11 protein-coding genes and 1 pseudogene are annotated in these 11748 nt (G+C 67.6%); 5 read left to right on the forward strand and 7 right to left on the reverse strand.

Annotated features, from left to right (window positions below):
* Positions 1–51: 51 nt before the first annotated feature.
* The 3 genes from AC5Y46_RS22990 to AC5Y46_RS23000 all read right to left on the reverse strand — a co-directional run bounded on the left by AC5Y46_RS22990 (position 52) and on the right by AC5Y46_RS23000 (position 2604).
* Complete coding sequence (locus tag AC5Y46_RS22990) at positions 52–855, reverse strand: SHOCT domain-containing protein (RefSeq protein ID WP_499993247.1); 804 nt, start codon at positions 853–855, stop codon at positions 52–54.
* An 81-nt stretch (positions 856–936) separates the two neighbouring features.
* Positions 937–2148, reverse strand: coding sequence for a thiolase family protein (locus tag AC5Y46_RS22995; RefSeq protein ID WP_499993248.1), 1212 nt, complete (start codon positions 2146–2148; stop codon positions 937–939).
* A gap of 33 nt (positions 2149–2181) precedes the next feature.
* The gene (locus AC5Y46_RS23000) at positions 2182–2604 is read right to left on the reverse strand and encodes a Zn-ribbon domain-containing OB-fold protein (protein ID WP_499943726.1); all 423 of its coding nucleotides are present in this window, start codon (positions 2602–2604) and stop codon (positions 2182–2184) included.
* 186 nt (positions 2605–2790) lie between these two features.
* Between AC5Y46_RS23000 and AC5Y46_RS23005 the strand changes: the two genes are divergently transcribed.
* The 4 genes and pseudogenes from AC5Y46_RS23005 to AC5Y46_RS23020 all read left to right on the forward strand — a co-directional run bounded on the left by AC5Y46_RS23005 (position 2791) and on the right by AC5Y46_RS23020 (position 7264).
* Positions 2791–3492: a Crp/Fnr family transcriptional regulator gene (locus AC5Y46_RS23005; protein ID WP_499943910.1), complete on the forward strand. Its 702-nt coding sequence runs from the start codon at positions 2791–2793 to the stop codon at positions 3490–3492.
* 171 nt (positions 3493–3663) lie between these two features.
* A pseudogene (locus AC5Y46_RS23010) lies at positions 3664–4848 on the forward strand (DNA polymerase); the annotation flags it as partial.
* Positions 4849–4938: 90 nt separating this feature from the next.
* A complete protein-coding gene (locus AC5Y46_RS23015; RefSeq protein ID WP_499993250.1) occupies positions 4939–5820 on the forward strand; it encodes an alpha/beta fold hydrolase in 882 nt (293 codons plus the stop codon).
* Between the two features lie 28 nt (positions 5821–5848).
* Positions 5849–7264 carry a WS/DGAT/MGAT family O-acyltransferase gene (locus AC5Y46_RS23020; RefSeq protein ID WP_499993251.1) on the forward strand — a complete coding sequence of 472 codons (1416 nt, stop codon included), beginning with the start codon at positions 5849–5851 and terminating at the stop codon, positions 7262–7264.
* Positions 7265–7271: 7 nt separating this feature from the next.
* Here AC5Y46_RS23020 and AC5Y46_RS23025 read toward each other — a convergent pair whose 3' ends face one another.
* From AC5Y46_RS23025 to AC5Y46_RS23035, 3 genes are read right to left on the reverse strand one after another with little or no spacing between them, the layout of a single operon-like run.
* Positions 7272–9476, reverse strand: coding sequence for a molybdopterin-containing oxidoreductase family protein (locus AC5Y46_RS23025; RefSeq protein WP_499993253.1), 2205 nt, complete (start codon positions 9474–9476; stop codon positions 7272–7274).
* Positions 9477–9498: 22 nt separating this feature from the next.
* The gene (locus AC5Y46_RS23030) at positions 9499–10029 is read right to left on the reverse strand and encodes a MarR family winged helix-turn-helix transcriptional regulator (protein ID WP_499993254.1); all 531 of its coding nucleotides are present in this window, start codon (positions 10027–10029) and stop codon (positions 9499–9501) included.
* A 17-nt stretch (positions 10030–10046) separates the two neighbouring features.
* On the reverse strand, positions 10047–10463 hold the full coding sequence (locus tag AC5Y46_RS23035) for a DUF5313 domain-containing protein (protein ID WP_499993256.1): 417 nt from the start codon (positions 10461–10463) through the stop codon (positions 10047–10049).
* Positions 10464–10585: 122 nt separating this feature from the next.
* On the opposite strand from AC5Y46_RS23035, the gene AC5Y46_RS23040 reads away from it, so the two are divergent.
* Positions 10586–11302, forward strand: a complete 717-nt coding sequence (locus AC5Y46_RS23040) for an NUDIX hydrolase (protein WP_499993259.1) — start codon at positions 10586–10588, stop codon at positions 11300–11302.
* 41 nt (positions 11303–11343) lie between these two features.
* Here the strand turns inward: AC5Y46_RS23040 and AC5Y46_RS23045 are convergent.
* Positions 11344–11748: HNH endonuclease signature motif containing protein (locus AC5Y46_RS23045; RefSeq protein WP_499993261.1), on the reverse strand; the 405-nt coding region annotated here is incomplete at its 5' end.

Here is an 11748-nt window from a genome sequence, read left to right on the forward strand (position 1 = left end):
TGTCGCGGTGGCGCTATTCCCACGAGCAGTGATGGCGCGCCACGCCCCACCTCAGAGTCGGGCGAGCAACTCCGCCTTCTTCGCGGCGAACTCCTCGTCGGAGAGGATGCCGCGCTGATGCAGCCCGGCCAGCGACTCGATGGCCGCCACGATGCCCGCTGAATCGTCGGGCGCCCCCGCCGGCGGCGCGGACACCGGCTGGGAGTGCGGGGCGGGCGCGGCGGCCGGGGTTTCCGCCACCTGATGCGCACCGAGTTCACGCAGGCTGGATACGTCGAAGGTGCCGATCTGGCTGGTGAAGTACACCGAACCGTAGCCGCCGCCCTGCTGTTGCTGCACACCGTTGATCTGGTGTTCGCCGGTGTCGAAAACCTTTGTGACGCCGTTGATCTGGATCGCCAGCCGGCGGGTGTTCGGGAACACCGCGTAGCGGGCGTCGTTCTGTCCGCCGGTTGCGCTCGGCACGCCGAGGTCCGCGGGCCACCAGTTGGCGGAGGTGAAGCCGGCGGACGGTCCGGCGCCTTGGAATTGCGATTGGGAGTGGGGCTGGGATCCGCTGGTCGCGTTGCTCGCGTTGCGGAAAACGGGGGTGGTGGCCATCAGCTGGGTCAGTTCGTTGCACAGCGCGTCGACGCGTGCCTTGAGTGCGTTGTCGAACATGTTGCCGACCATCGTCATCCCGCCCCGCATCCACTGCCCGGAACCGCCGAGTTCGGGGATGGAGAACTGTGCCATCGTGCCCCCGCCGGTGTGAATGGCGAACAGCATCGCCAGCACCGCTTCGCGGGACAGGCCGTGGCGCTGCGCGATCTCGGTGATGGCGTTCTCGGCTTCAGGGGTCACCGTTGCCTGCATAGTGTGTGAATCTTTCGTCGTCGGGGCTCTTTTCGAGATTACGCACGAAGTCCGGGCAGCGCCGGTCTCACCCGACCGGGGTTAAACGGCCGACTTCTCCAACACGTGCACCCCGCACGCCGAGCCCAGTCCGATCACGTGCGCCAACCCCACCTTGGCGTTCTCGATCTGACGGTCCCCGGCCTCGCCGCGCAGATGGTGGCAGACCTCCCAGATGTTGGCGATGCCGGTGGCCGCGATGGGATGGCCCTTGGACTGCAGCCCGCCGGAGACATTCACCGGCGTGGAACCGTCGCGCCACGTGGCACCGGTGTTGAAAAAGTCGGCGGCACCGCCCTCTTCGCACAGCATGAGGTTGTCGTAATGCACCAGCTCGGCGGTCGCGAAGCAGTCGTGCAGCTCGACCAGGTCGAGGTCGGCCGGTCCGATGCCGGCCTGGTCATAGGCGGTCATCGCGGCGTTGCGGGTCAGCGTGTTGACATTCGGCAACACCTGGCAGCCGTCTTCGAAGGGGTCGGTGGTCAGCACCGACGCCGACACCTTCACCGCGCGGCGACGCTGTTCCAGCGACAGCGACTTCAGCGTCTTGCCGTTGCACACGATCGCGGCGGCGGCGCCGTCACAGTTGGCCGAACACATCGCCCGCGTGTTCGGGTAGGCGATCATCACGTCGTTCATGATCTGGTCGAGGGTGAAGCGCTTCTGGTAGGCGGCCAACGGGTTCAGCGTTGAGTGCGCGTGGTTCTTCTCGCTGATCCTGGCGAACAACTCGAAGCTCGTCCCGCCGTACTTGTGGCCGTACTCGGTGCCGATCTGGGCGAAGACGCCGGGCATGGCCTCGGTGCCGATCCGCCCGTCGACCGGCGCGACCGCGCCGTAGCGGCCCTTGGGCGCCCAGACGTCGGCGTCGCTCTTCTTCTTGCCGCCCCCGCCCAGCAATCCGGCACCGGACAGTTTCTCCACGCCGACGGCCATTCCGTACTTGACCTCGCCCGCCTTCACGGCCATGATCGCGGTCCGCAACGCGGTGGCGCCGGTCGCGCACGCGTTGGCCACGTTGTAGACCGGGATGCCGGTCTGACCGATCTGCTTCTGTAGTTGCTGCCCGATTCCGGCGTTGGCCGCCATCAGATTCCCGGCGGCGAGCACGCCGATGTCGGCCATCGTCAGACCCGCGTCGGCAAGCGCGCCGGTCGCGGCCTCGGCGGCCAAGTCGACGGTGTCGGAGTCCGGGTGCTTGCCGAACTTGGTCATCTTGATGCCAAGGATCCAGATCTCGTCGCTGGCGCCCATATCGTTGCTCCTTGCGTTGGATTGAGCGGCGTCTCAGGTCGCGGGTTCGAACCCGAACCCGATCGCCTCGGTGCCTTCGGAGTCGGTGCCCAGCGGATACGTGGCCAGCCGCACTTTCATCCCGTCGCGGACATGCTCGGGGTCGGGCTCGACGTTGATGAGATTGGCGCGGACCTGGGTGCCGTCACAGTCCACCACCGAGGCCACGAACGGGGTGGGGATCCCGGGCGCAGCGAACGTGACGATCGTGAAGGTGCGCACCGTGCCCTCGGTCGCGACGGGAACCGTGGTGAACTCGGTGGCGAAGCACGCGGCGCAGGCGTTGCGTCGGTCGAAGAACCGGGCGCCGCAGGTGGTGCATTCCTGCGCGACGAGGTGCGGCTCGCCGTCGTCGAGCACCAGATAGTCCACCAACGGGATCTGGCCAGCCTTCGAACCTGCCACAGCAACCTCCATCGTCTCCTCATGCAGCCTACGGAGCACCTGCCGCCCGCACGGCTGCAGTCCCCGATGGGGTTTGGAACGACACCAGAGCCGCGCAGGGACCTGGCAAGCGGCCGCGACTAGACAAGTCAGACAAGTCGTCTAGTCGTGCTGTATGATCATTGCGCACTACACGAGAGGCAGGGTCTGGTGGACGACCTGGACGACAATGTGGCGCGGGCCGGGTTGTTCCACGGCGTGGACCGGGGTGTGCTCAGTGAGCTCGCGAAGTCGCTACCGATGGTGACGTTCGCCCGTCGGCAGACGATCTTCGTCGAAGGTCAGGCCGGCGACTGCCTCTACATCATCGCCGAGGGCAAGGTGAAGATCGGCTGCAAGGGCCGCGACGGCCGGCAGACGCTGATCACCTTGCTCGGCCCGTCCGACATGCTGGGCGAACTCTCGGTCTTCGATCCCGCACCGCGTTCCTCCACCGCTGTGGCGCTGACCCGGGTCCGCGCGGCGGTGATGGAGGGCGACACGATGCGTGCCTGGCTCGACGGGCGCCCGGAGGTCGCCGACCAGCTGCTGCGGCTGTTGGCCCGCCGGATCCGCCGTACCAACAACACCGTTTCGGATCTCGTCTTCAACGACGTGCCCGGACGGGTCGCCCAACAACTGGTGCTGCTCACCAAGCGATTCGGGGTGCGAGTGGGTACCTCCTGGCGGCTGGACCACGGACTGTCGCAGGAAGAGATCGCCCAGCTGGCCGGCACCTCCCGCGAGACGGCGAACAAGGTGCTGCTGGAATTCGGCGACTACGGCTGGATCACGGTGCAGGGCAAGAGCGTGCTGGTGCACCAGTACGAGCAGTTGGCGGCGCGGGCGACCAGCGCTGTGACGCCGATGCGCTGGGCCTGACATCACGGACGATCACCGGGGAGCCGACGCGGGCGGTGGCGATCGCGGTTGCTGTAGCTAGGGCCGACGGTTGGGGATCCCAAACCGTACTGCAGCGGCTCAGGTTCGCCGCGTTCACGCGTACACACCCGGGTCGCGACCGCGCCGGGTCAGCCACCAAAATTGTTCACCGTGCCGGGTGGTTTCGACGTACGCGGGCGGGCGTTGCGCGCCGGTGAGCTCGCCGCGTGGTTGGCCGAGCACAGTCTGGGCAATCGGTTCGGCCTCGCCGTCGTCGGCGACCAGGCGCTGGCGATTGTTGCCGCAGACGGCGACGGCCGCTCTATCGACATCGCGGCGCTGATCGCCGACGACGAAGCAGCATTGGCGTCGTGGCTGGCCGATCCGGGCCCACCCAAGGCGGTGCACGACGTGAAGGCGACCATGCATGCGCTGGCGGGTCGCGGCTGGACGCTGCGCGGGGTCACCTCCGACACGCTGCTGGCGGCGCACTTGTTGCGGCCCGAGCAGCGGCGGTGGTCGCTCAACGACCTCCTGGTGCGTCATATGCGTTGCGCGTTGCCCGCCGAAGCCGTTGCAGAACAACACTTTTCGGCCAGCGAGCCGGCAATGCAGGCGCTGATCCTGCGGACCTGCGCAGTCCTGGACCTGGCCGATGTGCTCGACGAAGAATTGGCGCGAATCGACGCCTCATCCCTGCTGGGACGGGTGGAGCTGCCGGCCGCCGGGGTGCTGGCACGGCTGGAGACCACGGGCATTGCGGTGGATCAGGCAAGGGTGGCCGGTGATGAATTGCCGCAATCGATTGGCCCGGACGGGCGCATCCATCCCATCCTGGTCCCGACCGGCGCCGTGACTGGTCGGCTGGCGTGGTCGCGGCCGGCTCTGGGACTCGAGCTGCGCGCCGCGCTGGTCGCGGCGGACGGCTACCAGCTGATGACGGTGGGCTACCGCGACATCGAGAGGCGGATCATCGACCACATGACCGCCGGGGCTGGTCACCGCGAACTCGTCGAGGACGCGCGCCGGACGGGGTACGCGTCCACACTGCTGGGCCGCCGGCGGTATCTGCCCGACCTGTCCAGCAGCGTCCACCGGTTGCGGCTGGCCGCCGAGCGCGACGCCGTGCAGATGTCCGTCGAGGGCAGCGTCGCCGACTTGGTCAAGCTGGCGATGATCAACGTCGACCAGCTGATAACGGCGGCCGGGTTGAAGTCACGCATGCTGGCGCCGCTCGGCGACGACCTGCTGTTCGAAGTGGCCGACGGGGAACGCGGCACTCTGACCGACTACGTGGTGGCGCAGCTGATCGACGCCTATCCGATGGACGAGGCACTCGAGGTATCGATCGGGTAGCGATCACAACCGCCGCTGACCGGCCACCGCGCCGGGCGGAAACTGAAACGTGTTCTAATTACCCATCGACAGCTTGCGGTGGAGTCCCCCATGATGCGGTTTCCGAAGGTGCCCGCGGTGGCTCCCGTCGGTCAGCTCCCGGCCGGCGCGGTCGTGGACCTCCCTGGCCGGGGCAGCACGTATGTCTTCGATTCGGGTCCCTCCGACGGCCCGACCTTCGTGCTGCTGCACTCGCTCGCCTGCACCGGGATGATGACGTGGTATCCCGCGCTGGACGTGATCCGCGAATTCGGTCGCGTGGTGGTATTCGACCAGCGCTGCCACGGACAAGGGATCTCGCCGCCACGGATGCTGCTGGAAGACTGCGCCGACGACGTCGCCGCGCTGGCCGACGTCCTGGAGATCGACTCCTTCGTGCCGGTCGGGTACTCGATGGGATCCCTGGTGGCCCAACTGGTCTGGCGGCGCCACCGCGAGCGGGTCGACGGGCTGGTGCTGTGCGCCGCCGCGGCCGCGGTCAGTCGCGCCGCCTACGAACGGGTGGCCACCGGCCTGTTCGCAGCCCTCATCGAGTCACTCACCCCGGCGCCGCGGCGCTGCGAGCCCGCCGCAGCGGTGAGCCGCGGTCTGCTGCCGGACCACCAGTGGGTGCTGGGTCAGTTCCGCGCCACGTCGCCGGGCGGCATCACCCGCGCCGTCGCCGAAGTGGTCCGGTTCGACTCGACGTCCTGGGTGGCCGACATCGACGTGCCGACCGCGGTGGTCGTGACCATGAAGGATCGTGCCTTCGGCGTCCGTCGGCAGCAGTGGCTGGCCGACCAGATCCCGGACGCGGAAGCGATCGAGATCGACGCCGGGCACGCCGGGTGCACCTTCGCGCCGACGGCATTCGTCGCCGGGGTCAGCCAAGCGGTCGAATCGGTACACCGCCGGTTGCCCGCGTGCCACGATGGCAGGCGGGCAGTCCCGTAGCCCGACGCGTTCGCTGAGAGGAGCGGCGGTGAAGCGACTCAGTGGTTGGGACGTGTTCATGCTGGCCAGCGAGACGCCGAACGTCCACCAGCACACGCTGAAGGTGGCGGTCGTCGACACCTCCGAGTTCCAGGGCAAGGCGACGTTCGAGGCGTTCCGCGAGGTGTTCCGGGACCGACTGCCGGTGCTCGAGCCGATGCGCTACCAGATGGTGGCGGCGCCGTTGCGGTTCCATCGCCCGATCTGGCACGAAGACGCCCCACTGGACCTGGACTATCACCTGCAACACGTGCAGGTGCCCGCCCCGGGCGGCCGCCGCGAACTCGACGCGGTGATCGGCGCGATCGCCAGTTCACCGCTGGACCGCAGCCGCCCGCTGTGGCAGTTCTATTACGCCGAAGGTCTGGCCGACCGTCGCGTCGCGGTGATCGGCAAGGTCCATCACGTGCTGGCCGACGGTGTCGCCTCGGCCAATCTGATGGCCCGGACGATGGAGGACCCCGGCGCCGACCCGGCGCGACGGGCGCAACCGGGGGTGCCGCACCCGACCACCGGGGATGTCGCGCGGTTCGCGGCCCGCGACCACGCGAGCCGGATCCGGACGTTGCCGTCGGCGGTCCGCGACGGCGTGATCGGCGCCTACCGATTGCAGCGCCGGGCGCGTCAGCGTCTGCGGGAGCCGGAACTGGCCGACCGGTTCGATCCGGCACCCAGCTTCCTCAACCACAAGCTCTCGCCGGGACGGACTTTCGCCAGCGCCGCGCTGCCGTTGGCCGACGTCAAGGCGGTCAGCAAGAAGCTCGAAGTGACCATCAACGATCTGGTGCTGACCGTCACGGCAGGTGCGATGCGGCGGGTGCTGCTGAACCACGGCGAATCCGCTCAGCGGCCGCTGGTCGCCTCGATTCCCACGGCCACCGACACCTCGCCGGACCGGATCACCGGCAACGCGTTGGCGACGATGCTGGTGTCGCTGCCGGTGCAGGTCGAGGACCCGATGGAGCGGTTGCGGCTGATCCGGACCTCGACGCGCATCGCGAAGGAGGATCACCAACTGCTCGGCCCGACCCTGGTCGGTCGGTGGCTGGAGTTCGTGCCGCCGACACTCACCCGCGCGACGTTCGGGTGGATGTCGCGGCGGGAGGCGCCCAACCAACTGTTCAACCTGATCGTCTCCAACGTCCCCGGCCCCCGCGAACGGGGCCACGTCGCCGGTGCCGTGGTGACCGAGTTCTATTCGGTGGGACCGCTGGCCGCGGGCGCCGCGCTGAACATCACCGTCTGGAGTTATGTCGACCAACTCAGCGTCGCGGTTCTGAGCGACGACACGACGCTGGACGACACCCACGAGGTGACCGACGCGTTCGTCGCCGCCTTTGCCGAGTTGCGCGACGCGGCGGGTTTCTCCGGGACGGGAGAGGCGGTTTCGGCGCCCGCCGGCTGAGCCGCTGCTACCGAGATCCGTTGGCGAAGCCGGCCCCGTCCACCTCGACCGGCACCCCGGTCAGCCAGGACATGCCGGCCAGCGCCTCCAGGTCCTCGGGGGCGCTGGACGTCAGCTGATTCACGTTCGCACCGCCGGCCCGGTTGGCCAATTGCCATCTGCCGGTGCCCTTGTGGCCCCACCCGTGGGGAATGGCGACGGTTCCGCGGACAAGATCGGTGCTCAACGCCACCGCGATGGTGATCTGCCCGTACGGCGAGCGCACCGTGACCGTGTCCCCGTCGACGACGTCGCGCTGCGCGGCGTCGTCGGCGTGCATCAACGCGGTGTGAGAACGGTTGCCGCGCATCAACAGTGGAGAATTGTGCAGCCATGAGTTCTCCGAACGCGATTCGCGCATGCCGATCATCCGCAACGGGTACTCCACCGGGGCAACCCGATTCGACAGCGCAGTGATCTCCTGCGCGATCGCGTTGTGCCGCAGCTTGATTCGTCCGTCGAAGTATGCAACCACCTCGCTCAGCAGACCGGTTCGGAGGTGCGGTGCGACGACGACCCCGTGCGGATGACGGCCGGACAGCCGGCGGAAGGTCAACCCGCCGCGCCGGATACCGAATCGGTCGCCCCCTTCGGACATCCGGATCATCAGGTCGACCACCGGCCTGGGCTGCATACTTCTGCCCGTCGCGGCGAGCACGCGCCGCAACCCGGACAGCGCTGCGAACACGGGTGTGCGGGTGGCCATTCGGGCGATCAGATCGGTGATGATGTCCCACTCGGTGCGCGCCTGGCCCACCGGCTCCACGACCGCCTCGGTGACCTGACGGAATGGCGTGGCCTGGAACGTCTGAAAAGTCACGGCGAAGTCGTCGCGCTCGTACATCGTGGTGACGGGCAGCACGTAGTCGCAGTGCGCCGTCGTCTCGTTGACATACAGGTCGAGCCCGACCATCAGGTCCAAACCGGCAACGGCGCGCTCCAATTCGTCGCCATTGGGGACCGACAGCACCGGGTTGCCGGCCCCGACGAACAGCGCCTTGATCTGCCGATTGCCGGGCGTGGTGATCTCCTTCGCCATCAGCGCGGCGGGCTCCGCCCCGATGGCCGCGCCGAAACCCCCGACGCGGGTGCGTTTGCGGCGGTAGGTGCGGCGCAGCGACCAGCCCGCCAACTTCAGCGTCCACTTCTGTCCCGGCATCCCGAGCGTGCTGAAGACGCTGCCACCCGGACGGTCGAGGTTGCCCGCGACCAGGTTCACCGCATCGATCAGATAGGTGGTCAAGGTGCCCTGTCTGCCCACGCAGGTGCCGAGGCGCCCGTACACCGCGGCCCGCGGCGTGGACGCCAGCGTCCTGGCCAGCGTGCGCACCGTCGCCGGCGCGATCCCGGTGTGCCGCTCGGTGCGCTCCGGAGTGAACGGCGCGCACTGCTGTTCCAGCCACGCCACGTCGTCGGCGCAGTCCGTCACCGCAGCGCGATCGACGAGCGACTCGCTGAACATCACTTCCAACAGCGAGAGCAGCAGATACGCGTCGGTGTCCGGCACGATGCCCAGCCATTCGAACTGGGCGGCTGTCTCCGAGCGGCGCGGGTCGACCACGATCACGCGGCCGCCGCGCTTGACGATGTCGTGCATGCGGTCTTTGATGCGTGGGGCGGTCAGGAAACTACCGTGCGAGACAACGGGATTGGCTCCCATCATGACCAGCAGGTCGGTTCGCGACAGGTCCGGGATCGGCACCGACATCGGCGATCCGTAAAGCAGTTGACTGGCGATGAGCCGACTGCTGGTGTCCTGCGACGACGACGTGAAGAAGTGGCTGTGCCGGCCGATGCCCTTGATGAACGACATCGCGGCGAACAGGTGCGAGTAGCTGAATGCCGCCGGATTGCCTAAATACCAGCCGAATGCGCCGGAGCCGTGCGCGCGGTGGATCGCCGCGACGCGGGTGGCGATGTCGTCGAGCGCGTCGTCCCACGACACCGGCTCGAACCCGGTCTCGGTGCGGCGCAACGGTGTCTGCACCCGGTCGGGATCGTTGACGACCTCGGCGAACGCAATACCCTTCTGGCAGGCGAACCCGGCGGACAGCGGATGGTCTTTGTCGGGACGCAATGCCACCAGCTTGCCGTCCTCGACGGTGGCCACCATGCCGCACAACGGCTCGCAGATCCGGCAGAACGTGGGTTTGTGGACGACATGGCCAGCCATCCAAAGGATCGTACTGTACGGCTTACGGTATTTCCCGTGGTCGGCCGCCGGATGCGCCCTGCAGGTCGAGCGCGCCGACCCCCAGGGCCGCGGCGTTGACCTTGGTCAGCGCCTCACGCAGCTGCTCGAGTTCGGCAAGATCGACACCGAGCCGTTCGACCACCGCCGGCGGAACCTTCAGCGCCTGGCGACGCAGCTTGCGCCCCTGCGGGGTCAACTCGATGTGGGTGGTCCGCTCGTCGGCGGCGCTGCGGGTACGGGTGATCAAGCCCTGCGCCTGCAGCCGTTTGAGCATCGGTGAAAGGGTCGCCGGATCCATTTGCAGCAGCGCGGCAACGTCTTTGACCGAAAGTGGCGCTCCGCCGGATTTGGCGTTGTCCCACAGGGCCAGCATCACCAGGTATTGCGGATGGGTCAGTCCGAGTGGCTCGAGCAACGGACGGTACACCGCCAGCACCGCGCGGTTGGTCACGGCCAGCGCAAAGCAGACTTGACGCTCCAACGACAAGGGGTCGATGTCCGGGGCAATTGCCGTGGCCGTTTGTCGGCGCATCGTCGCGGCTCCTCGCACTAGAACGGGCTACTGTTCGCCTGCCACTCTGCTGATTCCGGGCGCGGCCCGAAGCGGCGTGCGTAGTCCTCGTGGATGTGCGCGTCGCGTTGCCGCTTCAGTACGTCGACCAGATTGGGATCCAGACCGTGCTGCGCCAGGCGGTGTCGTCGCCACACCTTGTTCAGTGCGAACGCGATCAGCAGGCTCCAGATGTAGATCGGCGCCGTCATCTCCAGGTGCACGTACAACGACGCCGGCAGCAGCCACAACGGCGCAAGGACGAATAGGGGCGGTATCGAGACCCGGATCATGTGCCGGCGGATGGCGCCCGGGCCGGCGAGGTCGTCGGCAACCCACTCGCGCATCGAGTCGGGCAGACGCCGGCCGTACGAGTACGTGAGGTACTGCCAGAGGTTCGGGCGCGCGGAAGCCATCATCGCTCCTGAGTTTCGGAATTGCTTTGTATCCCATAGTACGCCAATAGTTAGCGCCCTAACTATGTTGGCCGAGTCACATCGGGGTGCGTGCTGGTCGTCGCGCGGCCTATGGTCGAGCTGTGACCATCGGCTACGACGACGCGCTGCGTGAACAGATTCGGGGCCGGCTGGCGCAGCACGAGCGGCGTGCGGTGACCGACCCCACGAAGCGGCATGCCGCGGTAGCGGTGGTTCTCGTCGATTCCGAGGCCGGCGAGGACAGGGTGGACCCCGCGCCGGTGGACGACTGGATCGCCGACCGGCCAATGCCGGGCGGCCTTGACGGACACATGGTCGACGTAGCCGGCGGTGCGGCTTTCCTCCTGTGCCGCAGGACATCTCGTCTCTCGTCGCATGCCGCGCAGTGGGCGCTGCCGGGTGGTCGGCTGGACCCGGGGGAAACCGCCGTCGACGCCGCGCTCCGTGAACTGGACGAGGAGGTCGGCGTCACGCTGCCCGGCTCGGCCGTGCTGGGCCTGCTCGACGACTACCCGACCCGGTCGGGATACGTGATCACCCCGGTGGTCATCTGGGGCGGTGGCCGGCTCGATCTGCGGCCTGCGCCGGCGGAGGTGGTCGCCGTATACCGAGTGGGGTTGCATCAACTACTGCGCGCGGATTCCCCTCGCTTCATTTCGATCCCGGAGAGCCCGCGGCCGGTGGTCCAGATGCCGTTGGGTAACGACTTGATTCACGCACCGACTGGCGCCGTGCTGTTGCAACTTCGATGGTGGTGTTTGGAAGGCAGGCACGACCCGGTCGACGAACTCGAGCAACCGCTGTTCGCCTGGAAGTAGGCGGTACGGACACTAGTGTCCCGGACGGACGCGTTCTGACCCTACGGTTCGTCGTCGTCGTCGGGTTTGAGTGGTTTTTCGGGGTGGTGCATGCAGTTGATGTAGGGGCGGCCGTGGTCGAGATGTTTGGGCGGGATCCATTCGGTTTGGCCGTGGGCGTTTTTGCAGGTGGTGTATTTGCGTAGTTCGACCATGCGGTTATGCGGTCCGCAGGCCAGGGTCAGCTCGTCGATGTGCGTGCGGCGCTTGGCGAACCAGCCCTCCAGATGATGGACCTGGGTCCAGTAGCCCTTGACCGTGCAACCCGGGCAGGTGCAACCCCGCTCTTTAGACAGCAGCGCCAGCCGCTGCTCGGGCGAAGCGATGCGCTTGCCGTGATACAGGGCTTTGGTTTTGTCCTTGTCGAACACCGCCAAATATTGGTAAGCGTGGCTGGCTTGGGCGAG

The organism is Mycobacterium sp. NGS59, assembly GCF_059812345.1.

Excerpts from the sequence above, each read along its gene's own strand:
- AC5Y46_RS23035 (WP_499993256.1), bottom strand. The coding sequence starts at position 10,463 with ATGGCTTCCGCGCGCCCGAACCTCTGGCAGTACCTCACGTACTCGTAC.
- AC5Y46_RS22990 (WP_499993247.1), bottom strand. The coding sequence starts at position 855 with ATGCAGGCAACGGTGACCCCTGAAGCCGAGAACGCCATCACCGAGATC.
- AC5Y46_RS22995 (WP_499993248.1), bottom strand. The coding sequence starts at position 2,148 with ATGGGCGCCAGCGACGAGATCTGGATCCTTGGCATCAAGATGACCAAG.
- AC5Y46_RS23015 (WP_499993250.1), top strand. The coding sequence starts at position 4,939 with ATGATGCGGTTTCCGAAGGTGCCCGCGGTGGCTCCCGTCGGTCAGCTC.
- AC5Y46_RS23030 (WP_499993254.1), bottom strand. The coding sequence starts at position 10,029 with ATGCGCCGACAAACGGCCACGGCAATTGCCCCGGACATCGACCCCTTG.
- AC5Y46_RS23025 (WP_499993253.1), bottom strand. The coding sequence starts at position 9,476 with ATGGCTGGCCATGTCGTCCACAAACCCACGTTCTGCCGGATCTGCGAG.
- AC5Y46_RS23000 (WP_499943726.1), bottom strand. The coding sequence starts at position 2,604 with ATGGAGGTTGCTGTGGCAGGTTCGAAGGCTGGCCAGATCCCGTTGGTG.